We start from the raw sequence: 23,110 nt of genomic DNA on the forward strand, positions 1-23,110 counted from the left end.
CACTCACAGCGCGGTATCCCCTGTCTCGCCGGTGCGAATGCGCGTGGCCTCGGCAAGGTCGATCACGAAGACCTTGCCGTCGCCGATGCTTTCGGTGCTGGCGGTTTGCTGGATGGTCTCGACCACTTGCGGGGCAAGGTCGTCGCTGGCGGCAATCTCCAGCTTCACCTTGGGCAGCATGTTGGTGGAGTATTCGGCCCCCCGATAGATCTCGGTCTGCCCTTTCTGGCGGCCAAAGCCCTTGACTTCGGTCACGGTCATGCCGGCCACGCCGACGCCCGCGAGCGCCTCGCGCACTTCGTCGAGCTTGAACGGTTTGATGATGGCGATGATGAACTTCATCGATCCCCCCTGGTTGGTCACCGGAACCCCCCGGCCTCGCAAAGTTTGCAAGGGCCGTGCCAGAAGAGAAATTTCCCGTCTTTTCAGCTCACGATAGCGAAAGAGACTATCGCAAGCTCAATATTGACTGCCCAACGGATAGGCAGTGATTACTTATTGTGCAATTTCCAGGTGGGCCCAGACGGGCAGGTGATCCGACGCCCGTGCGGACAGCGCGCTATGGTGAACATGCACCTCGCGCGGATGGCAGTGTTCCGAGGTCACGATCCGGTCGAACCGCGCGACGGGGCGGCGGCTGGGGAAGCTGCGGCCGGGATCGAGCACGCGCCACCCTTGCGCAAATTCCCGCATCGCGCCGGTCCGGATGCCCCACTGGTTGAAATCGCCCATCAGCACGGTCGGACACTGCGGCTCGCACGCGCCATGATGATCGAGGATCGCCCTGACCTGATCGCGCCGGCGCAGGCCCGACAGGTCCAGGTGGGTGCCGATCACCCGCACCCTGACACCGTGGCAGTCGACATCGGCGCGCACAGCACCGCGCGGCTCCAGCGTTGGCAGATTGAGCGGTTCCGCCTCGATCACATTATAGCCGCGCCGCACGAGGATGGCATTTCCGTGCCAGCCCAGGCTGCGCGGCCGGCGGGCCAGCGCAACGGGCTTCCACGGCGTGTCGTCCAGCGCCGCGCGCGACAGCACGCTGGCGCGGTCCCCGATCCGCCGGTCCACTTCCTGCAGGGCGATAATGTCCGCATCGATCTCGCGCAGGACGGCAATGATCCGATCGGGATCGCGCCGCCGGTCGAGCCCGACTGCCTTGTGAATGTTGTAGCTCGCGAAAGTCAGTTGCACGCGGGGGAGAACGAACCTCAGGCCGGTCCGGCGCCAGGATCGCCCGCGATGTAGCGGTCGGTCGGCCGGGTCGGCAGGCCATCGATGCTGCTGGTCCGCTTTCCGGTCTTCTCCGCCCATTTCTGTGGGTCGGCCTGGGCATGATATTTCACCAGCGTCGGACGCTCTTTCTCGAACTCCATCAAGGGCACGCCCCAGCCGCAACTCGTTTGCACGCTTTCGACTGCGATCTCGAAAATCTGGCGCGTGCCGGGCATCAGCGTGAAGTGCCCGGCCAGCTCGTCCCATTCGGGATCGGCCGGCAGGACCGGTCGGCCACGGCCATAGATGCGCAGGATCAGCGCCGGCTGTTCGAAATTGCAGAACATCACCGTAATGCGCCCGCCGCTGCCGTTATCGTCGGCCAGAAGGTGCGCGTTGGTTTCGTTCCCCGACCCGCCGAGATCGAGATAGCCGACCCTGTCGGGCGCAATCACGCGGAAGGAATCGAGGCCCTTGGGGCTGAGATTGATCCGTGCACCCTCCGCCGCGGTCGCAACGAAGAACATCGGCTGCTTCGCGATCATCGCGATATGGGCATCGGTGAGCGTGTCGGTGAAGTCGGCCATAAAGGCGATCTATCGCACCTTCCGCCCGCCGTCACCCCTGCCCGGGCGCGGCGGGATACACGGCCTAGCGTTCCTTGGTGGCGGAGAACGTCAGATCGGGATTGCGTTCCTGCTGATAGTTCACATCCCACACGCTCTTGGCCATGAAAACCAGATCGCCATCGCGGTCCCGGGCGAGGTTCGCGCGGTTGAAACTTTCGAATTCGTCCATCGCCTTCGCATCGCCGGCCAGCCAGCGAGCGGTTGCGAAGGGGGATGCTTCCAGCACCGCCTCCACCTTGTATTCCGCCTCCAGCCGCGAGACGAGCACGTCGAGCTGCAACTGGCCGACGACGCCGACGATCCACTGGCCGCCGATCTCGGGATAGAAGACCTGGATCACGCCCTCTTCGCTCAGATCGTCGAGCGCCTTCCTCAGCTGCTTGGTCTTGGTCGGATCGCGCAGAACGACCCGGCGCAGGATTTCCGGCGCAAAATTGGGCAGGCCGGTAAAGCGGATCTGGTTCTTCTCGCTCAGCGTGTCGCCCACGCGCAGCGTGCCGTGGTTGGGAATGCCGATGATATCGCCGGCCTGCGCGGTATCGGCCAGTTCGCGATCCTGGGCCATGAACAGGATCGGAGAATGGATCGCGATCGGCTTGCCCAGACCGCTCGGTGTCAGCTTCATCCCGCGTTTGAAGGTGCCCGACACCTGCCGCATGAAGGCAATCCGGTCGCGATGGTTCGGGTCCATGTTGGCCTGGACCTTGAAGATGAAGCCGGTGACCTCGTCCCGATCGGGCGTGATCTGGTCCTCGCCCGCCGGCTGCGGACGCGGCGGCGGGGCCCAGCGCGCGATGGCGGCGATCAGTTCCTCGACCCCGAAATTCTTGAGCGCCGAACCGAAGAACACCGGCGTCAGATCGCCGTTGCGATAGGCTTCCAGATCGAATTCGGGATAGCCGATCCGGGTCAGCTCGATTTCCTCGGCCAGATCTTCAGGCAGATCGCCCGGCGCATCGCGCTTGCCGCGATATTCGCGGCTTTCCCCTTCGGGCCGGGCCACCGTCCCGCTCGCGAAATCGAGCACGCCGGTGAACAGCCCGCCCATGCCCAGTGGCGCGCTCTGCGGCGACACGTCGAGCGCCAGGGCGTCGGCCACTTCGTCGAGCGTTTCGAAGATCGAACGGCCTTCGCGGTCGACCTTGTTGACGAACGTGATGATCGGCACCGATCGCAGGCGGCAGACCTCGAACAGCTTGCGCGTCTGCGGCTCGATCCCCTTGGCCGCATCGATCACCATGATCGCCGAATCGACCGCGGTCAGCGTGCGGTAGGTGTCTTCGGAAAAATCCTCGTGCCCCGGCGTGTCGAGCAGGTTGAAGGTGATCCCGTCCTTTTCGAACGTCATTACGCTGGAGGTGACCGAGATGCCGCGCTGCTGCTCGATCTTCATCCAGTCCGAGCGCGCGCGCCGCGCCGCACCGCGCGCCTTCACTTCGCCTGCAAGATGGATTGCCCCGCCTTGCAGCAACAGCTTCTCGGTCAGCGTGGTCTTACCCGCATCGGGGTGCGAAATGATCGCGAACGTGCGGCGATTGGACATGGCCGGCGCGCCTAGCCGCAGCGCACGGTTTCGTCCACCCAAGATGCATGGGCGGGCGCAGCGCGCTCAACCCCCGCGCGCGACCTGGAAGCCGGCGTAGCTCTGGCTCACCGGCATCAGTTCCAGCGTGTTGATGTTGAGATGCGGCGGCAGTTCCGCGACCCAGCGGACGGTGTCGGCGATATCGCCGGCCGTCATCGGCTGCGCGCCGCCGTAAAGCCGCTCGTGCGCTTCCTTGTTGCCACCGGTCCGCACCAGAGTGAATTCGGTTTCGACCATGCCCGGCTCGATTGAGGTCACCCGCACGCCGGTGCCGTGCAGATCGCTGCGCAGACCAAGCGCGAACTGGCGCACGAAAGCCTTGGTGCCGCCGTAGACGTTACCGCCCGAATAGGGGTAATTCGCCGCGACGGACGAGATGTTGATCACCGCGCCCTTGCGCTCGATCAGGGCGGGAAGCAGCTTGTGCGTCAACGAAACCAGCGCGGTCACATTGGTTTCGATCATCGTTGTCCAGTCCGCGAGGCTGGCTTCCTGCGCCGGCGACGTGCCCAGCGCCAGCCCGGCGTTGTTGAGCAGCAGGTCTATCCCCGCGAACGAATCGGGCAGGTTGCCGAGCGCGTCGTCGCGTGCCGCTTCGTCGCGCACATCGAATACCGCCGCGTGAACCTTGTCGGACCCAAGCTCGGCCACCAGCGCCTCCAGCCGTTCGGCGCGGCGTCCGGTTGCGACACAGCGCCAGCCGGCGGCGGCGAGATTGCGAACGCAGGCTTCGCCAATGCCCGCGGTTGCGCCCGTGACGAGTGCCGTCCTGTTCATGCTCTCAGCTCCGCTCCCACTTTGCCGGCCGCCGCGACGATCTTGTCAGAAATTGCCTTGATCTCGGCATCGGTAAAGCTCTTCTCGCCGGGCTGCAGGACGACCTCGACCGCAACAGACTTGCGCCCTGCCTCCACGCCCTGGCCGGTGAAGACATCGAACGCGCGCGCATCGACGACCGCTGCCTTGTCCGCCCCGCGCACCGCGCGGACCAGATCGGCCGCAGCAAGGCCCGCAGGGACGAGGAAGGCGAAATCGCGCGTCACCGGCTGCAACGCCGGCGGCGCATAGGCAGGCCGGGCAAACCCTGCAGACGCCTTTCGCGCAGGGATCGCGTCAAGAAACAGCTCCGCCGCGACCACCGGGCCATCGATGTCGAAAGCCTTCAGCGTGTTCGGATGCAGCGCACCGAACCGGGCGAGAACATTCTTGGGCCCGAGCCGCAGCGTGGCCGACTGGCCGGGATGGAACTGCGGCCCCGCCTCGCCCATGACCATCAGGTTGCCGACCGGGGCACCCGCGGCTTCGAGCAGCGCCGTGGCCTCGGCCTTGGCGTCGAAGGCGTCGAAACCCTGCGCCTTACCGGTCGCCCAGCCGCGCGCGACCTTTTCACCGGCTAGCACCAGGCCCAGCGTCGGCTTCTCGTCGCTCGCGCCGTTCTTGCCGCGGAAATAGCGGCGACCGATCTCGAACAGGCGGCTGCCCGGCGCGCCGCGATCGGCATTACGCTTGGCCGCGGCCAGCAGCCCCGGAAGGAGCGAAGGCTGCATCGCCTTCATGTCCTCGCTGATCGGATTGTCGAGCACCCACAGGGCCGCGCCGTCCGCGAAATGCTCTGCCTCGGCAACAGGTAGGAACGACCATGTCACGGCCTCGTTCAGCCCGCGCGCGGCGGCGCTGCGGCGCAGCTTGCGTTCGGTCTGCTGCAACGCGGTCGCGGTAGGCCGGGCAACCCCTTCCGCCCGCGGCAGGGGCACGCTTTCCACTGTGTCGAGGCCGTGAATACGCACGACTTCCTCGACCAGATCGGCAGGCCCCTCGATATCGTGACGGCGCGCGGGGCATGTGACCTGCCAATCCTCGCCGACCTCGAAATCGAGCGCGCGCAGGATGCGCCGCTGCTCGTCATACTCGATCTCCACCCCGCCCAGACGCCGGGTCAGGGCGGGATCGAAAGCAACGACTTTCGGCCCCGCCGGCGGCGAGCCGGCTCTTACGACATCGCTTGCCGTCCCTCCGCACATTTCGACAATGAGAGCGGTAAGAATCGCCAGCCCACCATCGAGGAACGCCGGGTCCACCCCGCGTTCGAACCGGGTGCGCGCATCGCTGGCGAGGCCGAGCTTGCGCCCGCTAACACCGATCCTCTCAGGGTCGAAATAGGCGATTTCGAGCAGGATATCGATCGTCTCGGGCGTCACGCCCGAATGCTCCGCGCCCATGATCCCGGCGATATCGTGCACCCCGGCATCGTCGGCGATCACGGTCATCGTCGGATCGAGGGTGTAGGTCTTTTCGTTCAGCGCCAGCACTTCTTCCCCGTCGCGCGCGAGACGGGCAGTCATCGCACCGCTCAGCTTGTCGAGATCGTAGGCATGGGCCGGCCGGCCATAAGCCAGCATCAGGTAATTGGTGACATCGACGATCGCGCTGATCGGCCGCTGGCCGGCCGCCAACAGGCGGCGCTGCATCCATTCGGGCGAGCTGCCGTTGGCCACGCCGCTGATGACCCGGCCATACCAGGCCGGGCAACCTGCGGAGTCTTCGATCCGAATCTCGACCGGACAGGCGCCTTCGCCGGCGACCGGCGCGATCTCCGGCAGTCTGAACGTGCCCAGACCCGCCGCGGCCAGATCGCGGGCGATCCCCATCACGCCCATGCAATCGGGCCGGTTCGGGGTAATCGCCACGTCGAGCACCGGGCTCGCCCCGTGATAGTCCGCGAAATCGGCACCGACCGGAGCGTCTTCGGGCAGTTCGATAATGCCGCTGTGCTCATCGCCCAGCTCCAGCTCGCGCACCGAGCACATCATGCCGTTGGATTCGACACCGCGGATCGCGCTCTTGCGCAATTGCATTCCGTTCGACGGCACGACCGCACCCGGCAGGCCGAGCACGCCCTTCATCCCGGCGCGCGCATTGGGCGCACCGCACACAACCTGGAGCGGTTCCCCCTTGCCGGTCGTGACGGACAGCACCTGCAGCTTGTCCGCATCGGGGTGAGGCGCGGCGGTCAGCACTTCGGCCACGTGGAACCCGGCGAGCTTTTCCGCCGGATCCTCGATCCCTTCCACCTCGTGCCCGATCGCGTTCAACGCGGCGGCGATCTCCGCCACCGTCGCCTCGGTCTCGAGGAAATCGTTCAGCCATTCGAGCGAGAACTTCATGCCCGTGCCCCCACACCGCCGGAAAGGGTCGGCTGATCGAACGCCGAAAAGCCGTAATGCGTCAGCCAGCGCCGGTCGCCGTCGAAGAAGGCACGCAAGTCGTCCATCCCGTACTTGAGCATGGCCAGCCGGTCGACGCCGACGCCGAAGGCGAAGCCCTGCCACTCTGCCGGATCGAGCCCGGCGAATTCGATGACGCGGGCATTGACCATCCCGCTGCCCAGCAGTTCCATCCAGCCGTGCCCCGGCGCATCGCCGTCGCCGCCCAGCACGCGGCGGCCCTTCACGTCCTGCCACCCGACGTCGACTTCCACCGAAGGTTCGGTGAAGGGGAAATAGCTCGGGCGCAGGCGCAGGACGATGTCCTCGCGTTCGAAAAAGGCCTTGAGGAAGGTTTCCAGCGTCCACTTGAGATGGCCGAGGTGGATGTCGCGGTCGATCACCAGCCCTTCGATCTGGTGGAACATCGGGGTGTGGGTCGCGTCGCTGTCGCTGCGATAGACACGGCCCGGCGCGATAATGCGGATCGGCGCGCCTTCCTTCATCATCGAGCGGATCTGGACCGGCGAAGTATGGGTGCGCAGCAGCATCCGGTTCCCCGCGCCGTCGCGGTCGGGGAAATAGAACGTATCGTGCATCGCGCGCGCCGGGTGCGTTTCGGCCATGTTGAGCGCGGTGAAATTGTGCCAGTCGTCCTCGATCTCCGGCCCGGTGGCGACCGAGAAGCCGAGGTCGGCGAAGATTTCCGCCAGCTCGTCCATGACCTGGCTGACCGGGTGGACCGAGCCGGAAGGCGTTTCCGGTGCCGGCAGGGTCAGATCCAGCGTCTCGGACGCCAGCCGCCGGTCGAGCGCGGCGGCTTCGAGCGCCTGCTTGCGCGCGGCGATGGCATCGGCGACTTCGCCGCGCGCCGCCTGGATCGCGGGCGCGCGTTCCTGCCGTTCCTCGGGCGTCATCGCGCCCAGCGTCTTGAGCAGCTGGCTGATCCAGCCCTGCTTGCCCAGCGCCTCGACCCGAAGGGCCTCGACCGCGTCTGCATTGTCGGCGGACGCGATGGCGGCGAGCGCTTCGTTCTTGCGGGATTGGAGTTCGTTCATGGCACCGGCCCGCTAGCGCCAATTTGCCCGCAAGGCAAAGCGCATGTCGCGCCCGCTCAGGTGGCGGAGGGGCGGTCGAGCGTCTGCACCGCGCTGCCGTAAAGGCGATGTCGTTCGCGCACGAAACCGGCCATGACCGGATGGTCCAGCGCCGCATAGTCGCTCGGCGACATGCCCAGGAACCGGTGGCAATCGCGCACGAAGTGGGACTGGTCGTAATAGCAGCCGTCGATCGAACCGCTCCAGTTCGCATCCGGGTCGAGCATGAAGCGCGCCAGGCTGCGCATGAAGCGCTGCCGCCGCAGCAGGAGTTTGGGCGGAAATCCGAAAGCCCGCCGGGCCAGACGCTCCAGGGTGCGCGTGGTCAGCCCGGCGCGGCGCGCCATCGCAGCGACATCGCCGAAGTCGTCATCGAGCAGCATGGCGTGGATCGCGGCGATACGCGGGTCCTCGCGGCCATGCCGGGGCGCCTCGTGGCGGAAGAACCGCACCAGCCGCTCGTACTCCTTGCGCTCGTGTACCGGCTCTGCATCGAGATCGTCGGCCAGCGGCACAAAAGGCGCGAAGGCCGCGTCCTTCCGCCCATCGAACGCGCGGTTCGCCGCCAGGTGTGCCGATTGGCCGACGAAGGTTGTCCAGCCGAGCGGGAGCAGGCCAATCCCCCAGAGCCGCGTGCTGCCGACCGAGAAATTCAGCGGCCCGCTGCTGGGCCCGGTCGCCACGAAATCCGCGTTCTCAATCCGGTCGCCTTCGGGCGATCGGCTTTCCGGCAGATCGCCGGCGAAAAATCGCAGGTTGCCCCATTCCGGCTGCAGCGCGTCGGCGACACGCATTCCTTCCGGCACGGTTATCTCCACACGATAGAACGTGGTGAAGAACCGCGCCAGGTCGGCCGGCGGCGCGTGAAACCGCACCGCAATCTCGCATTGCGCCGAATCCACGACGAATATGCCCCGTATGATTTCCCCCGCGGCGGGGAATATCGCAAGGCAGGCCGCTTGGCAAAGCAGCCGGCATGTTTGGTCCGGACGGCAATGGGGCGCGGGAAGCAATGCCGCCCGCGCCCCTTCAGATTCTGTCGTGCAGGCCGGCGTGCCTTAAGCGGGCAGCGCCTTCTTGGCCTGCGTGATAATCGCCTTGAACGCGCCGCCTTCGTTCATCGCGAGGTCGGCCATGACCTTCCGGTCCAGTTCGATCCCGGCGAGCTTCGCGCCGTGCATGAACTGCGAATAGGTCAGCCCCTCGGCGCGAACGGCCGCGTTGATGCGCTGGATCCACAGGGCGCGGAAATTGCGCTTCTTAACCTTGCGGTCGCGGTAGGCATATTGCCCGGCCTTTTCGACCGCCTGGCGGGCGATGCGGATGGTGTTCTTGCGGCGACCGCGATAGCCCTTGGCCTGGTCGAGCAGCCGCTTGTGCTTCTGGCGCGTGGTTACGCCGCGTTTGATGCGAGGCATGTGCTAGTACTCCTGAAAGTCGAACGGGCTCAGTCGAGGCCGTAGGGGGCCCACTTCTTCACCGTCCTGGTGTCCGCTTCGGACAGGACGGAGGTGCCGCGGTTCTGGCGGATGTACTTCGCATTGTGGCTGATCAGGCGGTGGCGCTTGCCGGCGACCCCGTGCTTGACCTTGCCGGTGGCGGTGAGCTTGAAGCGCTTCTTCACGCCGCTCTTGGTCTTCAGTTTGGGCATTTTCGTCTCCTGTTTCAGAAACACGTCCAGCCAGCCCTGGCAGCCCTTTCGGCCAGACCGGCAGATATCTGCGTGTCGGTGAAGCGCGCGCCACTAGGGCCAATCGCGGCAAATGGCAAGCGATTCGCGGTTCAGCAGCGCGAGAAGCGTCAGTCGACCCGGGTGCGCCGATGTTCGCGCCAGCGTTCGCTGCCCCAGCGGGCAATCAGCGCCTCGACCCTGTCCCTCCCCGCGCCTTCCAGCGCCCCGTAGGGCGCACATTCGCCGCGTTCGACGAGACACGCTTCCCCGGTATCGAGACGCAGGCTGGTAAGCACCCCGTCGCGCCCCGCCATCCCGATCGCGGTCGGTGCCGAAAGCGGCCCGATGTGGAGGAACGGCGGGACCGTGGGCGCAGGCGATGCGTCGCCGTTGATGGCCGCGGACAGGATCGCGCGATAATCGGCGAGTCCTATCGGACCGGGTGGCAGCATGCCCGGTCGATTGGCGACCAGGACGGTGCCGTACTGGCGGTGATTGATCACGTGCCCGTGACCGAGGAAGCCGTCTTCGAACAGGTCCTCCCCATGATCGCCGGTGACGATCAGAATGGTATCGTCCCACACCCCCGCCGCTTTCAACCGCGCGACGACTTCGCCCAGCCATGCATCGGCATGGGCGACTGCGTTCCAGTATGTCGCCTGAACATCCTTCGCCCGGTCGGCCCCAATCGCTCCGCGCGCGATCGGTTCTTCGATCAGGCGAGGGGCGACGTCACGATGGTGATAGGGGAAATGGGCGGTCTGAAAATTGAAGTAGGCGAAATGCGGCGTTGCCTGCCAGTCTTCCGTCCCCAGCGTGCGATCGAACGCGGCAAGGAGGTGGCTTTCATCGACCAGCAGACTGCCCTTGGCGGCAAAATCGAACGCGCGCTTTTCGCGCAGCAGCTCTGCATCGACATAGACATCGGCGCTCTCGCGCATTCCCACGGTCTCGGAGATATCGCCGAAATCCTCAGGCTGACCGGAGAAGACGCCAATGCGATAGCCACTCGCCTTGAGGTCGCGAAACAGCGACGGTGCACCCGGCTGCGGGACCAGTTGGCCGGTGAAGAGCGATTTGAGGCTCTCCGTCGTAAAGCCGACGTGGCTGTAAGCCGGGCTGGCGATGCTGCCTTCTTCGGCCAGTCGTTCGAGATTGGGCGCGGCCGGTTTACCGTTTATCCGCTTGCCCAGAACATCGCCGCGCATCGATTCCATGACGACGACGACCACATGGGGCCGATTTCCGGTAAAGACCTGCGGGCCGATCGGGGCAGCAAGCGGAACCGGGACCAGATCACCGCCATAGCCATCTTCGTCTATCCTGTTGCCCGGAATATCGAGCGCGAGCGGGTGGCGGCTTCCATCGAAAGGGGCGGTGTCGCGCTGGACCGCAAACAGGCCATAGCCATCGCGATCGAAGTCGGTGGCGCGGTTGAGCATCGCGGTCAGAGCGGACCATGCAAGCGTGCGGTCGAGGCCGAATGCCGCATCGGACCGGATCGCGAAGATCCCCTGCGCCGCGACGAGGAACATCCCCACCAGTGCCAGCTGCGTAACGGTTCGGGGCCGTCGGGGGCGTGGCATCCCGACCGGCAGAATGCGCAGGGCAAGACGCCAGACCGCCCATGCGCAAAGCAGCAGCGCACCCAGCCCCGCCAGTGCGATCCCGATCTCGCTCGCGGCGAACAGAAGCGCATCGGCCAGGCTGCCCCCGCCCAGCTTGCTGAGCAGAGCAAAATTCACCGTGTCGCTGAAATAGGAATGAAGCTGATACTGCGCCGCGAGCAGAAGGCAGAAACCCACCCCATTGATCAGCGCAAACAGATAGGCGGCGGTCCACGGCGGCCGGCTGCGCGCCAGCCGCACGGCCAGCAACCAGCCGGCGAGGGCGACAACCGCCTGTGCCAGCCCGTACCCGGCGGCGAACTGTGCCAGCTCTCCCACGCTGTCGACCGCTCGCGACTGTCCGAACCCGCCGGTGAACAGGCCATATTTGCGATCGGCCAGCACAAGTTCGATCGCGGAGCCGACCAGTACGACGCCAAACGGCACCAGCGCCAGAAGGCGCGCCGGCAGGCGGGATGTCGCCGCGGCGGAAAGGGATTTCTCGATCCCGGCCTGTCCTGCGGCAGTTGCCATCGCCATCCCCGTTCCCGAAGGTTGCGGGGTTAGCGTGCCAGGGTTATCATTGTGCTAACCGTGATCGTGCCCGGCCATCGCCTTGATCACGTCTTCCAGCCGGGCCGAATCGCCCAGGGCAATGACCTCTCCGGTCGAATCCTCGTTCAGGGGATCGCCCTGCCAGTCGCACATCGTGCCGCCGGCCCCCTCGACCACGGGAATGAGCGCGGCGAAATCGTGCAGCTTGAGGCCGGCTTCGCATACGATGTCCATATGGCCGGAAGCGACCAGGCCATAGCTGTAGCAGTCCCCGCCATAGACGATCTTGCGCTCTGCGACTTTGCCGGCCAGGCCCATGAAAGCGTCGACCTGATCGCCGGAAAAGCAATGCGGGCTGGTCGTTCCCAGAACGGCGTTCGACAGATCGGGACACGGCGCGGTGCGTGTGGGCTTGCCGTTGAAGGTTGTCCCTTCGCCGACCCGCGCGGCCCAGCGTTCACGCAGGATCGGCTGATCGATCACTCCAATAACCGGCCAGCCGCCTTCCATCAGCGCGATCAGCGTACCGAAGATCGGCCGGCCTGCGATGAAGCTGGTGGTGCCGTCTATCGGGTCGAGCACCCATTGACGCCCGGCGCCCGGATTGCGGTTGCCGTATTCTTCCCCGATGATCCCGTCGTCGGGCCGTTCGTTTTCGATGATCGCCCGCATCGCCGCCTCGGCAGCGCGATCGGCCTCGGTAACGAAAGTCGCGTCGCTCTTGCGCTCTTCCGTCCAGTCGCCGCGAAACAGCGGACGGATCGCCTCGCCGGCGGCATCGGCCAGCCGGTTGGCCAGGGCAAGATCGGCAGAACTTGGCATTCCGGCTCGCGCTCAGTCGAACAGGCTGGAGACGGAGCTTTCATCGGCAATGCGGCGCACCGCCTCGCCAATCAGCGGGGCAATGGTGAGGATGCGGATCTTGTCGCTATCCTGCGCCGCGTCGGTCGGGCGAATGCTGTCGGTGATGACCAGTTCGGTCAGCATCGAGCCATCGACCCGCGCCACTGCGCCGCCCGACAGCACGCCGTGGGTGATATAGGCCGCGACCGAGCTTGCGCCCTGATCGAGCAGCGCCTGCGCCGCGTTGCACAGCGTGCCGCCCGAATCGACGATATCGTCGATCAGGATGCAGTGGCGCCCCTTGACCTCGCCGATGATGTTCATGACTTCGCTCTCGCCCGGGCGGTCGCGGCGCTTGTCGACGATCGCCAGCGGGGCGTTGTCGAGCCGCTTGGCCAGTGCGCGTGCCCGCACGACACCGCCGACATCGGGCGAAACCACCATCAGGTCACGGTCGCCATAGCGGGCCTGGATATCGGCGGCCATCACCGGCGCGGCATAGAGATTGTCGGTCGGGATATCGAAGAAACCCTGGATCTGCCCGGCGTGCAGGTCCACCGCGAGGACACGATCGGCGCCCGCCTCGGTCACCAGATTCGCGACCAGCTTGGCCGAAATCGGCGTGCGCGGGCCGGGTTTGCGATCCTGCCGGGCGTAACCGAAATAGGGCACGACCGCCGTGATCCGCTTGGCCGAAGCGCGTTTGAGCGCATCGATGCAGATCAGCAGTTCCATCAAGTTGTCGTTCGCCGGGAAGCTGGTCGGCTGGATCAGGAAAACATCCTCGCCCCGCACGTTCTCGTGGATTTCGACGAAGACTTCCTCGTCCGCGAAGCGGCGTACGCTGGCGTCGGTCAGCGGCAGTTCGAGATAGGCCGCGATCGCGCGTGCTAGCGGCAGGTTCGAATTGCCGGACATGATCTTCATGACGAGGGGTGCCCTTCGGTTACTACGGCGGGAATCGGCTTCGCCTCGCTTAGCCGGGAGTCACGCGATTGCAACAGGCGGGCCGGCAGCGGCAGTGCAGAAATCCACGCTTTCCTGTGCCGGTACCGATCGCCGGCACCGGTCGGAAACCGCGGTGCGATCAACCCAGCCGATGTTCGCCCTTGATCCAGCGAACGGTGCCGCTGCTGGCGCGCATAACCACGCTTTCGGTCGTCATGCGGCCGCCGCGAAGACGCTTGACGCCATCGAGCAGCGATCCGGGCGTGACCCCGGTGGCCGCGAAGATGCAATCGCCCTTGGCCAGATCTTCCAGTTTGTAGATGCGGTCGAGATCCTCGATGCCCCACTTGCGTGCGCGCGCCTTCTCGTCCTCGTTGCGGAAGACCAGGCGACCGTTGAACTGGCCGCCGACGCAGCGCAGCGCCGCCGCGGCCAGCACCCCTTCCGGCGCACCGCCCTGTCCCATGTACATATCGATCGTGGTTTCGGGGTCGGTCGTCGCGATCACGCCTGCGACATCGCCGTCACCGATCAGAACGACGCCGCAGCCGAGCGCACGCAGCTCCGCGATCAGGGCCGCGTGGCGCGGCCGATCGAGAACGCAGACGATGATATCGCCAGGCTCGACCCCCTTGGCTTCCGCCACGGCGCGCACATTATCGCTCGGGCTCTTGGCCAGATCGATGATCCCTTCGGGATAGCCCGGCCCAACGGCCAGCTTGTCCATGTAAGTATCGGGGGCGTTGAGCAGGCACCCTTCTTCCGCCGCGGCCAGCACGGCCAGCGCGTTGGGGCCGGCCTTGGCGGTGATCGTCGTGCCTTCCAGCGGATCGAGCGCGATATCGATTCGCGGCCCCTTGCCTGCAGCGCCCCCGACCTTCTCACCGATATAGAGCATCGGGGCTTCGTCCCGCTCACCCTCGCCGATAACCACGGTCCCGTCGATTTCGAGCTGGTCGAAAGCCTTGCGCATCGCCTCCACCGCAGCGGCGTCGGCGGCCTTTTCATCGCCGCGGCCGATCAGGCTGCTGGCGGCAATGGCGGCGGCTTCGGTAACGCGAACGAGTTCGAGCACGAGCACCCGATCGAGCTGCGAGCCAGTGGCTGGAAGGTCGGTATTCATGCTGGATTCAGTCCCCCGGGAGTGCTTGAAGGCGGCGCTTAGCCAGCGGGAGCGGGAATGTCGAGAATACACCTGACGCTTGTCTTGGCCTGGGCCGTCTGGGCGGCGCCCCTGACGGCACAGAATGCCGGCCCCGATGCGGTGGACGAAGCGTTCGAAGCTGCACGTGAGACTTATGGACCACCTCCGCCATCACGCTCGCAGCCCGATTGCAAGCAGCCCGAAGGCAATGAAATCGTGGTCTGCGCGCGGCTGGAGGAGCAATCGCAGTTCCGCATACGGTCAGATGAAGATGCGGAGGACGAATACGCCGCGGCGACGATGAACAAGGGCAATCCCCAGGCCCCCGATGTCGCGGGCCCGGGAATATTCAAGGGGCCGGCGACCGTTTCCGGCCTCTGCGTCATCCCGCCCTGCCCGCCGCCGCCGGCCTATATGGTCGATTTCGACGAACTGCCCGAAGCCCCGCCCGGCTCCGATGCGGAACGCGCCGCTCGCGGGCTGGCCCCGCGCGGATACGATGGCGAATTCACGCCCGAACCGGCAGAGGACGGAACCGCCGCGCCCGAAGACCCGGCGGGCACCGCGGAATGAGTCGCGTCGATCAGCCTTCGAGGATCTGCATCGACAGCGGCGGCGCCGTCAGGCTGTCCGAATCACGCAGGAGATCGAGCGCGCGCGCGACATTGCGCTGCGGCCCTTCGTGCGCGACCATCGCCACCAGGACTTCGCCGCCTTCTTCCTGCCGGCCCTGCTGAATCAGGCTTTCGATCGAAACGCCCGCGTCGCGCATCGCCGCGGTCAGTTCGGCCAGAACGCCCGGCCGATCCGCGACCGTGAAGCGCAGATAGCTGCGGCCCGTACGATGCCCAGCCTCGGCCCGCGCCATCGGGATCATCTCTGCCGAAGGGATCGAGAACGGCGCGCCGATTTCTCCGCGCGCAATGTCGATCAGGTCGGCGACCACCGCGCTCGCCGTCGGTCCGGCCCCGGCCCCGGCCCCCTGGAACAGCAGCCGGCCCGAGAAATTGCCTTCGGCAACCACCGCATTGGTCGCACCGGTCACATGGGCCAGCGGATGCCCCTTGGGCACCAGGCACGGTTTGACCCGCTGCAGCAGCGCGCAGGAATCGTCGCCGGTCCGTTCGAGATCGGCCATGCCGATCAGGCGGACGACATATCCCAGCGTGTCCGCCCGCGCGATATCTTCCGCCCGGATCGATGCGATCCCCTCGCACTCCACACCGGCGAAGTCGACTTTCGCGCCGAAGCCGATCGCCGCCAGGATTGCGAGCTTGTGGGCGGCATCGGTTCCTTCGATATCGAATGCCGGATCGGCTTCGGCAAAGCCGAGTTTCTGCGCATCGACCAGCGTCTCGCCGAAGTCCGCACCGCTCGCCTCCATCGTAGAAAGGATATAGTTAGAGGTGCCGTTGAGGATGCCGTAAATGCGCTCGATCGCGTTGGCGGCCGCCCCCTCGCGCAGCGCCTTGACCACCGGGATGCCGCCAGCCACGGCTGCTTCGAATTTAAGCGCAACGCCGCCGCTTTCCGCCAGTTCGGATAGTGCCTGGCCGTGATGCGCAACCATCGCCTTGTTCGCGGTGACCAGCGCCTTGCCCGCGCCGAGCGTGCCGCGCGCCAGGGTCAGTGCAGGCCCGTCGGCACCACCGACCAGTTCCACCACGACGTCGATATCGTCGCGCGCGGCCATTTCCGTCATGTCGTCGTGCCAGTCGAACCGCGTCAGATCGACGCCGCGATCCTTGCCCCGATCGCGTGCCGAAACGGCGACAATCTGCATCTCCCGGCCGGCCCTGGCGCGCAGAAGGGCAGCGTTGGTGTCCAGCAGGCGGATTACGCCTGCCCCGACAGTGCCAAGCCCGGCAAGGGCGATTCGCAGCGGTTCAGCCATCGGTGCGGCGAGCATGTTTAGCGCGTTTCATACGCGCGCCCTAACGCGCCGCCGCGCCGCATGGGAGCCAGTTTCGCTTGGGACCGCGCTAGTTGCGGTTGCGATGGCAAGGGCCGAGGCTCTGCCGCACGAAGGCGAAATCCTCCGCCGCCTGATAGCGCGAGGCGGAATCCTGCGCGATATTGGCTTCGCGCGGCAGCTCTTGCGGCAGGAAGCACGCGATCCGGTACCAGGCCAAGGTGTCGCGGGACGGCGGGCGCGCCGCCTGGTCGACGATCTCCGTCCAGGAAACGCCCCATACGGGGGCCATGTTGGGGCGCCGGACCACGGTGATCGAAACCGGGCCGTCCCCCTCGGTATCGAGGAACATCTGCGTTTCCGATTCGCCGGCAAGGTTGCCCTGCATCGAAAGAATGTCGCGCACCCCGGTGACCGAAGGCGGCGCGTCGGGCGCAGCAAGCTCTGCCAGGATGGGCCGCAAGCGCGCTTCGAGCGATTCGCTCCAGCGCAGTTGCGCCGTCGGGGCGATGAGCTGGATCTCGCCGGGACGGCCGCCGGTGCGCGCGAAGAGGACGACTTCCTGCCGCTTCAGCTTGGGCGGATCGCCATCCTCATCGAGCGGAACGTCAACCAGATAGCGAATCGATTCGCCGATCGGCGCATTGCCCGCGATCAGCGAAACGGTGCGCGCTTCGATATAGAGGCGGCCGTAGCCGGGCCGGACGTTGGGCGCGCGCTCGGGCTTGAGCTGCGCCTGCCTGCGCACCTCCGCGCGGATCACCAGATCGGCGGGATCGGCCAGATCGGCCAGATCGGCGTAAGTCGGGCCCGCACCCGGTCCGCTCGGTGCCGCCGGCTGGGCAGACGCGGGGATGGAACAGGCGAGCGCGAGGCCCCCCAGAACGGCAGCGCAGAGTGAATTGAGAGATCGGGTATGGGTCATATGTAATCCATTCTGATGCCGGATCGTAATTTCGTGAACCGTTCGGCGCCTCGGGCGTTCCAAGACTTGCAGGCCTGAATCGGCGGTTAACCGATAAAGCGTTTGCGCACCCTGGGTATCGAAGCTAATGATCGCGCTAGTCCGAGGCAATGAAACGATAAACGCCGCGGACGGGCCCATGCTGGCCAAGCGGCGCCTGGGTCTGATTGGCCTACGCGTCGCCGTGGTGCCGGCAGGGTGGACAATTGGGATTGCCCTCTGGCAAGGGTTTTCTTGTCGTGAGGAGAGTCGCCGGTCCTACACCGGCGAGAGACGATGGAGTGACGCGACTGAATGGCTTACGCTGACCAACAGATGAGCGGAAACCGGGTTGTCGCCCTGATCATAGTGGCGATCATCCATGTTCTGGTCGGGTATGCGCTGATCACCGGGCTTGCCTATGAGGCAGTGTCCCAGGTGGTGGAGCGTGTGACGACGGTCGATATCGAGGAACCGCCGCCCCCCGAACCAGAGGACGAACCGCCGCCCCCGCCCGAGCCCGACACGGCCCCGCCGCCGCCGGTCGCTCCGCCCCCGCCGATCAGTATCGCGCCGGCTCCGCCGCCGATCCGGACGCAACCGACGATTCCGCCGCCTGCGCCGCCTGTTCTGCGCGTGCCGCCACCGGCACCGCCGGCTCCGCCGCCGCCCCCGCCTCCGCCGCGGGTGCAGCCGAAGTCGCCGGAACCCCGGAACAATCCGGGTAGCTGGGTGACCAATTCGGATTATCGGAGCAGCTGGATCAACCGCGAATACAGCGGCACGGCATCCTTCGCGCTTCGCATCGGAACCAACGGTCGGGTGGAATCCTGCTCGATCACCGGCGGCTCGGCCCCGCAGGAGCTCAAGGAAGCGACCTGCAACCTGGTCGAACGCCGCGCCCGGTTCCGTCCGGCGACCGACGGTAATGGCGACGAAGTTGCCGGCTCGTACTCGAGCACCGTCCGCTGGGAGATCCCGAACTAGCAATTCCCGTGCGGCGCGCCGTGCGCGCGCCATGGTAACTCCTTCCTAATTTGCTTCTTTCTGAGAGGACTTTCGCAATGCTTATCGAACTTCTTGCCGCGGCGGGTGAAGCTGCTCCGCAGAACTCCTTCGGCTTCATGGAAGCCATGAACCAGGGCGGCCTGATCGCCTGGTCGATCTTCGGCGTGCTCGTGATCATGTCGGTCGGTTCGTTCTACATCCTGATTACCAAGCTGCTCGAACAGCAGAAGATCTTCAATCAGTACAAAAACGTGCGCTCGCACTTCTGGAAAGCCGGCACGCTGCGCGAAGGCTCGACCAAGCTCGACAAGAACAGCGCATGGCGCCAGATCGTCGACGATGGTCTCGCTGCTGAAGAAGCGCACACCAAGATGACCGACAGCCTCGAAGCGCACGACTGGATGCACGGCTCGCTCGCGCGTTCGGAAGCTGCGATCAATTCCAAGCTGGCCGGCGGTCTGCCGTTCCTCGCAACGGTCGGTGCGACTGCGCCGTTCGTGGGTCTGCTCGGGACCGTTATCGGTATCTACCGCGCCCTGATCAACATCGGCATCGCCGGTTCGGCCTCGATCGACAAGGTCGCCGGCCCCGTCGGTGAGGCGCTGATCATGACCGCCATCGGTCTTCTCGTCGCGGTTCCCGCGGTGCTCGCCTACAACTGGCTGCAGAGCCGCAACAAGCGCATCGCCGAACTGCTTTCGGGCTTCTCGACCGATCTGCTGGCCAACATCAATTCCAAGGGTGCGGTGAAGCCGGCCCTGATGACCAAGCCTTCGACGCAGCAGGCCGGGAAGGCCGCAGCGACTGCGCCGGCGGCAAAGCCGGCCGGGTCGACCACCGCCGCGCCGAAGCGCTGATTGCGCCGTTACGCCGGGCCGGAACATTCCGGCCCGGCGACGCAGGCAAGTGAAATAGTTGGATAGGATATAGCCATGGCGATTTCGATGGGAGGCGGTGGTCAGGAACGACCGATGTCGGACATCAACACCACGCCGCTGGTGGACGTGATGCTGGTGCTCCTGATCATCTTCCTGATCGCGGTTCCGGTCGCGATCCAGACGATCGAGAAGCTGCGCATTCCGGTGTTCGAATCGACCGAATCGAAGGATAAGGTCGAAAACCTGCAGCTCACCGTCAGCACGACCGACAACGCCGGGCGCAGCGCGGGTGAACCAGGGTTCGAAGGGGCATCGCGCGAAGGCCAGTGCCGGGTCTATTTCGGCAATACGACGCCGGTGGATTCGCAGGAGCTTTACGATCGTGCGTTCGAACGGCTCGACGCGATCGTTCAGCGCGCCGGTGGCGCGGAAGCGATCATGGATGATCCCGACCAGATACCACAGGTGCACATTCGCGGTGACGTGAACGCCCCGTGGCAGTGCATAGCCGGCACGATCTACAACGTGCAGGCGGCCGGCTATCCGACCGTCGGTTTCATCTCCAACCCGGTCGATCCGAACGGCTGATCGGGCGCAAGGACAGGATTCAGGAGTAGCCCACCATGGCAATGTCAGGCGGCCGCGACGACGGCGCACCGATGATGGAAATGAACACGACGCCGTTGATCGACGTCATGCTCGTGCTCCTCATCATGTTCATCATCACGATCCCGGTGGCGACCCACTCGGTCGACATCGATCTTCCGGCACCGAACCCCAACCCGCCGCCGGAAAACCAGATCGATCCGATCAAGAACAAGATCGTCATCACCCAGGCAGGCGAAATCCTGTGGAACGGCGATTCGATCGATCAGGGCGAACTCGTTCGCAATCTGGAAATCAGCAAGACGATCGATCCCGAGCCGGAACTGCAGTACGAGCCCGAGCAATACGCCAGCTACGATCTGTCGGTGAAGGTGCTCAACATCATCAAGGGCTCCGGCGTCTCCAAGTTCGGCTTCGTCGGCAACGAAAAGTACCGGACTTTCGACAAGCCAGCCGGCGCGTAAGCTCTCGGTTAGATACCGCATTGAAGAGGGGGTGGAGCAATCCGCCCCCTTTTTTCGTTACCTCTCTAGCCGGACCTCCCCGCAAAGCACGGGGCCGAACCCGCCATGCGATTTCATGGCGTGACCGGACCGGGGGATTTCGCCAACCGGCACCAGGTCAGGTCTGTTCATCTTCCTCAGCCGCCTCGACACGCATTGCCACCGCCCCGAGCGCTTCGGCTTCCAGCAGCAGTTCCTCATCCACCGCGCCCTGCGGCATGGATTCGCGACCGATCATCGTCATGACCGGCACTGCCAGGGGGCTGACCCGATCGAGCGAAACGTGAACCAGCTGCTCCGCAGAACGTTCGAGCAGATCCGCCAATCGACCGACATCCGTTAATCGCGCACGCGCATCGGCCCAGGCCGCTTCGAGCAGGACATGTTCCGGCTCGTACTTGCGCAAGACATCGTAGATGAGATCGGTCGAAAACGTGACCTGCTTGCCGGTCTTGCGTTTGCCCGGGTGCTGCCGCTCCACAAGGCCGGCGATAACTGCCACCTCGCGAAACGCCCGCCGCAGAAGGTGTGATTCCGTCACCCACTCAACGAATTCGTGCGCCAGAATGTCGGGCGAGAGAAGCGGGGCCGGATCGACCACTGGCTTCAGGCCCCAGACGGCAAGCGAGTAATCGTTGGCGACGAACCCGCCGGGGGCCAGCCCGCGATCTTCCATCCGCCGGGTGATCAGCATCCCGAGGCTCTGGTTCGCGTTCCACCCTTCGAAGGTGTAATAGACGCTGTAGTGCTTGCGCGCGTGAGGGAAGCTCTCGACCAGCAGTTCACCGGGGCCCGGAAGGCGGCTGCGCCAATCCTGCACTTCCAGCCACTCGCGCACGTCGTCGGGGAAGCGGGCCCAGCCCGCGCGATCGACCAGCATGGCCCGGACGCGGTCGGCCAGATGCGTGGTCAGGGGCAGGCGCTGCCCGCCATACGACGGGATCGTGGCGGATGCCTTCGCCGCACGCACGATGACATCCATGTCCTTGAGCTGCTCCACCTCCAGGCTCATGCCGGCAAAGAAGAACGTATCGCCGGGCGAAAGCGTCGCTGCGAAACGCTCCTCCACTTTCCCAAGCTGGCGACCGTTGCGGAAACGCACGGTGAGCATTTCGGAATCGACGATGATCCCTGCGTTCATCCGGTGGCGCTGCGCCTGTTCGGGATGGGCCAGGCGCCAGATCCCCTGCCGATCGCGCACGATCCGTTTGAAACGGTCGTAAGCGCGCAGCGCGTAGCCGCCGTTCTCGACGAAGCCGAGCACTCTCTGCCAGACCTCGTCGTCCAGCCAGGCATAGGCGAGGCTGGACCGGACTTCGGCCAGCAGGGCCGCCTCCTCAAACGGTGCAGCGCAGGCGCAGGCCATTACATGCTGGGCCAGAACATCCAGCCCGCCGGGGCGGAAATCCTCGCGGTCGCGTTGCCCGGCGTCGACCGCTTCCCTGGCCGCGGTCGCTTCGAGAAACTCGAACCGGTTGCCCGGCACCAGGATCGCGCGGCTCGGCTGGTCCAGCCGGTGGTTGGCACGGCCGATGCGCTGGAGCAGCCGGCTCGACCCCTTGGGCGCGCCCATCTGCACCACGCAGTCGATATCGCCCCAGTCGACCCCGAGGTCGAGGCTGGCAGTGGCCACCAGTGCCCGCAGTTCCCCGCGCGCCATGGCCCCTTCGACCTTTCGCCGCGCCTCTTTCGCGAGCGAGCCGTGATGTATCCCGATGGGCAGATTGTCGTTGTTCACATCCCACAGGAGCTGGAAGACGAACTCGGCGAGGAAGCGGGTATTGGTGAAGATCAACGTCGTGCGGTTGCGCCGTATCTCTTCGTAAAGTTGGGGTATCGCCCAGCGTCCCGCGTGCCCGCCCCACGGGACGCGTTCTTCGACGGGCAACAGGATCTCGACCTCTGCCGGCGCGCCCGGCTCCCCCTCGACCAGGGCGACAGTCTCGATCTCGCCCCACGGCGCCAGCCATTCGCGGTATGCTTCGGGCCGGGCGACAGTGGCCGACAGCGCAGCGCGCTGCATCTTCGGGGCGAGCGCCTGCAAGCGGGACAGTGCCAGTGCAAGCAGGTCCCCCCGCTTGCCCGTCGCGAAGGCATGAACCTCGTCGATGACCACTCGCCGCAGATCGGCGAACATCTCCATGCTGTCGGGATAGCTCAACAGCAGGGACAGCGATTCCGGCGTGGTCAGCAGCACATGCGGCGGACGCCCGCGTTGCCGTCGCTTGCGGTCGGCGGGGGTGTCTCCGCTGCGGGTTTCAACCCGTATCGGCAGGCCTATCTCTTCGATTGGCGCCATCAGGTTGCGCTGGACATCATGCGCCAGCGCCTTGAGCGGCGACACGTAAAGCGTATGCAGCCCTGCCGGCGGAGGATCCTCTCCAGTCCGCGAGGAGCAGAAATCCGCCAGGGTCGGAAGGAAGCCGGCGAGCGTTTTGCCCGCCCCGGTGTCGGCGACCAGCATGGCATGTCGCCCCGCGTCGGCTGCCGCCAGCATTTCCGCTTGGTGCCGCCGTACCCGCCAGTCGCGCGCGGCGAACCAGGCTTCTATTTCCGGCGGAACCACCGCGTCAGGCATCGGGCGAAGGTTTTGGAGGCATGGCAGTCACTCCAACAGATTTCGCGAGCTTGCGAAAGGTTCCACGCCGACGTTCGCTGGTGCGGTTCAGCTTCGCACTGCAGCATCCATCGCATGCGCCGAACAGTGCGGAACTCTCCAGCGAACGAAAAATGCGGTGAAGTAATGCAGGTCGGCGTGCGCA

At 65.6% G+C, this 23,110-nt stretch carries 22 protein-coding genes; 5 read left to right on the forward strand and 17 right to left on the reverse strand.

Annotated features, from left to right (window positions below):
* Positions 1 to 3 precede the first annotated feature (3 nt).
* From AM2010_RS10515 to glpX, 14 genes are all read right to left on the reverse strand, one after another.
* Positions 4 to 342: a P-II family nitrogen regulator gene (locus tag AM2010_RS10515; protein ID WP_047807908.1), complete on the reverse strand. Its 339-nt coding sequence runs from the start codon at positions 340 to 342 to the stop codon at positions 4 to 6.
* 153 nt (positions 343 to 495) lie between these two features.
* Complete coding sequence (locus AM2010_RS10520; protein WP_047807021.1) at positions 496 to 1,194, reverse strand: endonuclease/exonuclease/phosphatase family protein; 699 nt, start codon at positions 1,192 to 1,194, stop codon at positions 496 to 498.
* 17 nt (positions 1,195 to 1,211) lie between these two features.
* Entirely contained in the window at positions 1,212 to 1,802 is a 591-nt protein-coding gene (locus tag AM2010_RS10525) for a pyridoxamine 5'-phosphate oxidase family protein (RefSeq protein ID WP_047807022.1), read from the reverse strand.
* A gap of 64 nt (positions 1,803 to 1,866) precedes the next feature.
* The gene (locus tag AM2010_RS10530; protein WP_047807023.1) at positions 1,867 to 3,387 is read right to left on the reverse strand and encodes a peptide chain release factor 3; all 1,521 of its coding nucleotides are present in this window, start codon (positions 3,385 to 3,387) and stop codon (positions 1,867 to 1,869) included.
* Positions 3,388 to 3,453: 66 nt separating this feature from the next.
* Positions 3,454 to 4,206: an SDR family NAD(P)-dependent oxidoreductase gene (locus AM2010_RS10535; protein ID WP_047807024.1), complete on the reverse strand. Its 753-nt coding sequence runs from the start codon at positions 4,204 to 4,206 to the stop codon at positions 3,454 to 3,456.
* Positions 4,203 to 6,593 carry a phenylalanine--tRNA ligase subunit beta gene (gene pheT / locus AM2010_RS10540; protein WP_047807025.1) on the reverse strand — a complete coding sequence of 797 codons (2,391 nt, stop codon included), beginning with the start codon at positions 6,591 to 6,593 and terminating at the stop codon, positions 4,203 to 4,205. The genes AM2010_RS10535 and pheT overlap by 4 nt, the downstream gene beginning before the upstream one ends.
* Complete coding sequence (gene pheS, locus AM2010_RS10545; protein WP_047807026.1) at positions 6,590 to 7,690, reverse strand: phenylalanine--tRNA ligase subunit alpha; 1,101 nt, start codon at positions 7,688 to 7,690, stop codon at positions 6,590 to 6,592. Before pheS ends, pheT begins: the two co-directional genes overlap by 4 nt.
* A gap of 56 nt (positions 7,691 to 7,746) precedes the next feature.
* Positions 7,747 to 8,631, reverse strand: coding sequence for an AraC family transcriptional regulator (locus AM2010_RS10550; protein WP_047807027.1), 885 nt, complete (start codon positions 8,629 to 8,631; stop codon positions 7,747 to 7,749).
* 156 nt (positions 8,632 to 8,787) lie between these two features.
* Complete coding sequence (gene rplT / locus AM2010_RS10555; protein ID WP_047807028.1) at positions 8,788 to 9,147, reverse strand: 50S ribosomal protein L20; 360 nt, start codon at positions 9,145 to 9,147, stop codon at positions 8,788 to 8,790.
* A 29-nt stretch (positions 9,148 to 9,176) separates the two neighbouring features.
* Positions 9,177 to 9,380: a 50S ribosomal protein L35 gene (gene rpmI, locus AM2010_RS10560; protein ID WP_047807029.1), complete on the reverse strand. Its 204-nt coding sequence runs from the start codon at positions 9,378 to 9,380 to the stop codon at positions 9,177 to 9,179.
* A gap of 149 nt (positions 9,381 to 9,529) precedes the next feature.
* Positions 9,530 to 11,542, reverse strand: coding sequence for an LTA synthase family protein (locus tag AM2010_RS10565; protein WP_160325595.1), 2,013 nt, complete (start codon positions 11,540 to 11,542; stop codon positions 9,530 to 9,532).
* 54 nt (positions 11,543 to 11,596) lie between these two features.
* Positions 11,597 to 12,385, reverse strand: coding sequence for a histidinol-phosphatase (gene hisN / locus AM2010_RS10570; protein WP_047807031.1), 789 nt, complete (start codon positions 12,383 to 12,385; stop codon positions 11,597 to 11,599).
* A 12-nt stretch (positions 12,386 to 12,397) separates the two neighbouring features.
* Complete coding sequence (locus AM2010_RS10575) at positions 12,398 to 13,333, reverse strand: ribose-phosphate pyrophosphokinase (protein ID WP_047807032.1); 936 nt, start codon at positions 13,331 to 13,333, stop codon at positions 12,398 to 12,400.
* Between the two features lie 160 nt (positions 13,334 to 13,493).
* Complete coding sequence (gene glpX, locus AM2010_RS10580; RefSeq protein WP_047807033.1) at positions 13,494 to 14,477, reverse strand: class II fructose-bisphosphatase; 984 nt, start codon at positions 14,475 to 14,477, stop codon at positions 13,494 to 13,496.
* A 57-nt stretch (positions 14,478 to 14,534) separates the two neighbouring features.
* Here glpX and AM2010_RS10585 point away from each other — a divergent pair, with 57 nt between their 5' ends.
* The gene (locus AM2010_RS10585; RefSeq protein ID WP_150115339.1) at positions 14,535 to 15,071 is read left to right on the forward strand and encodes a hypothetical protein; all 537 of its coding nucleotides are present in this window, start codon (positions 14,535 to 14,537) and stop codon (positions 15,069 to 15,071) included.
* A 10-nt stretch (positions 15,072 to 15,081) separates the two neighbouring features.
* Here the strand turns inward: AM2010_RS10585 and AM2010_RS10590 are convergent, their stop codons facing one another.
* Together AM2010_RS10590 and AM2010_RS10595 are read right to left on the reverse strand one after the other, a co-directional pair.
* Positions 15,082 to 16,392 carry a homoserine dehydrogenase gene (locus AM2010_RS10590; protein WP_047807910.1) on the reverse strand — a complete coding sequence of 437 codons (1,311 nt, stop codon included), beginning with the start codon at positions 16,390 to 16,392 and terminating at the stop codon, positions 15,082 to 15,084.
* A gap of 88 nt (positions 16,393 to 16,480) precedes the next feature.
* Complete coding sequence (locus AM2010_RS10595; RefSeq protein ID WP_047807034.1) at positions 16,481 to 17,335, reverse strand: hypothetical protein; 855 nt, start codon at positions 17,333 to 17,335, stop codon at positions 16,481 to 16,483.
* 333 nt (positions 17,336 to 17,668) lie between these two features.
* On the opposite strand from AM2010_RS10595, the gene AM2010_RS10600 reads away from it, so the two are divergent.
* The 4 genes from AM2010_RS10600 (at position 17,669) to AM2010_RS10615 (ending at position 20,309) form a co-directional block, all read left to right on the forward strand.
* On the forward strand, positions 17,669 to 18,340 hold the full coding sequence (locus AM2010_RS10600; RefSeq protein ID WP_047807035.1) for an energy transducer TonB: 672 nt from the start codon (positions 17,669 to 17,671) through the stop codon (positions 18,338 to 18,340).
* A gap of 77 nt (positions 18,341 to 18,417) precedes the next feature.
* A complete protein-coding gene (locus AM2010_RS10605; RefSeq protein ID WP_047807036.1) occupies positions 18,418 to 19,218 on the forward strand; it encodes a MotA/TolQ/ExbB proton channel family protein in 801 nt (266 codons plus the stop codon).
* Between the two features lie 75 nt (positions 19,219 to 19,293).
* Positions 19,294 to 19,827 carry an ExbD/TolR family protein gene (locus AM2010_RS10610; RefSeq protein WP_201784074.1) on the forward strand — a complete coding sequence of 178 codons (534 nt, stop codon included), beginning with the start codon at positions 19,294 to 19,296 and terminating at the stop codon, positions 19,825 to 19,827.
* Between the two features lie 35 nt (positions 19,828 to 19,862).
* Entirely contained in the window at positions 19,863 to 20,309 is a 447-nt protein-coding gene (locus AM2010_RS10615) for an ExbD/TolR family protein (protein ID WP_047807038.1), read from the forward strand.
* A gap of 157 nt (positions 20,310 to 20,466) precedes the next feature.
* Here the strand turns inward: AM2010_RS10615 and AM2010_RS10620 are convergent, their stop codons facing one another.
* Positions 20,467 to 22,926 (reverse strand): ligase-associated DNA damage response DEXH box helicase, encoded by a 2,460-nt coding sequence (locus AM2010_RS10620; RefSeq protein WP_047807039.1) that lies wholly within the window; start codon positions 22,924 to 22,926, stop codon positions 20,467 to 20,469.
* Positions 22,927 to 23,110 lie beyond the last annotated feature (184 nt).

Origin of the sequence: Pelagerythrobacter marensis (assembly GCF_001028625.1) — a bacterium.
Classification (GTDB): Bacteria; Pseudomonadota; Alphaproteobacteria; order Sphingomonadales; family Sphingomonadaceae; genus Pelagerythrobacter; species Pelagerythrobacter marensis.

Bases quoted from the DNA above. Each gene is read 5' to 3' on its own strand.
- AM2010_RS10600 (WP_047807035.1), top strand. From the start codon at position 17,669: ATGGCTTACGCTGACCAACAGATGAGCGGAAACCGGGTTGTCGCCCTG.
- pheS (WP_047807026.1), bottom strand. From the start codon at position 7,690: ATGAACGAACTCCAATCCCGCAAGAACGAAGCGCTCGCCGCCATCGCG.
- AM2010_RS10535 (WP_047807024.1), bottom strand. From the start codon at position 4,206: ATGAACAGGACGGCACTCGTCACGGGCGCAACCGCGGGCATTGGCGAA.
- pheT (WP_047807025.1), bottom strand. From the start codon at position 6,593: ATGAAGTTCTCGCTCGAATGGCTGAACGATTTCCTCGAGACCGAGGCG.
- AM2010_RS10595 (WP_047807034.1), bottom strand. From the start codon at position 17,335: ATGACCCATACCCGATCTCTCAATTCACTCTGCGCTGCCGTTCTGGGG.
- rpmI (WP_047807029.1), bottom strand. From the start codon at position 9,380: ATGCCCAAACTGAAGACCAAGAGCGGCGTGAAGAAGCGCTTCAAGCTC.
- rplT (WP_047807028.1), bottom strand. From the start codon at position 9,147: ATGCCTCGCATCAAACGCGGCGTAACCACGCGCCAGAAGCACAAGCGG.
- AM2010_RS10590 (WP_047807910.1), bottom strand. From the start codon at position 16,392: ATGGCTGAACCGCTGCGAATCGCCCTTGCCGGGCTTGGCACTGTCGGG.
- AM2010_RS10565 (WP_160325595.1), bottom strand. From the start codon at position 11,542: ATGGCAACTGCCGCAGGACAGGCCGGGATCGAGAAATCCCTTTCCGCC.
- AM2010_RS10605 (WP_047807036.1), top strand. From the start codon at position 18,418: ATGCTTATCGAACTTCTTGCCGCGGCGGGTGAAGCTGCTCCGCAGAAC.
- AM2010_RS10615 (WP_047807038.1), top strand. From the start codon at position 19,863: ATGGCAATGTCAGGCGGCCGCGACGACGGCGCACCGATGATGGAAATG.
- AM2010_RS10530 (WP_047807023.1), bottom strand. From the start codon at position 3,387: ATGTCCAATCGCCGCACGTTCGCGATCATTTCGCACCCCGATGCGGGT.
- AM2010_RS10585 (WP_150115339.1), top strand. From the start codon at position 14,535: ATGTCGAGAATACACCTGACGCTTGTCTTGGCCTGGGCCGTCTGGGCG.
- AM2010_RS10515 (WP_047807908.1), bottom strand. From the start codon at position 342: ATGAAGTTCATCATCGCCATCATCAAACCGTTCAAGCTCGACGAAGTG.
- glpX (WP_047807033.1), bottom strand. From the start codon at position 14,477: ATGAATACCGACCTTCCAGCCACTGGCTCGCAGCTCGATCGGGTGCTC.
- hisN (WP_047807031.1), bottom strand. From the start codon at position 12,385: ATGCCAAGTTCTGCCGATCTTGCCCTGGCCAACCGGCTGGCCGATGCC.
- AM2010_RS10610 (WP_201784074.1), top strand. From the start codon at position 19,294: ATGGCGATTTCGATGGGAGGCGGTGGTCAGGAACGACCGATGTCGGAC.
- AM2010_RS10525 (WP_047807022.1), bottom strand. From the start codon at position 1,802: ATGGCCGACTTCACCGACACGCTCACCGATGCCCATATCGCGATGATC.
- AM2010_RS10620 (WP_047807039.1), bottom strand. From the start codon at position 22,926: ATGCCTGACGCGGTGGTTCCGCCGGAAATAGAAGCCTGGTTCGCCGCG.
- AM2010_RS10575 (WP_047807032.1), bottom strand. From the start codon at position 13,333: ATGAAGATCATGTCCGGCAATTCGAACCTGCCGCTAGCACGCGCGATC.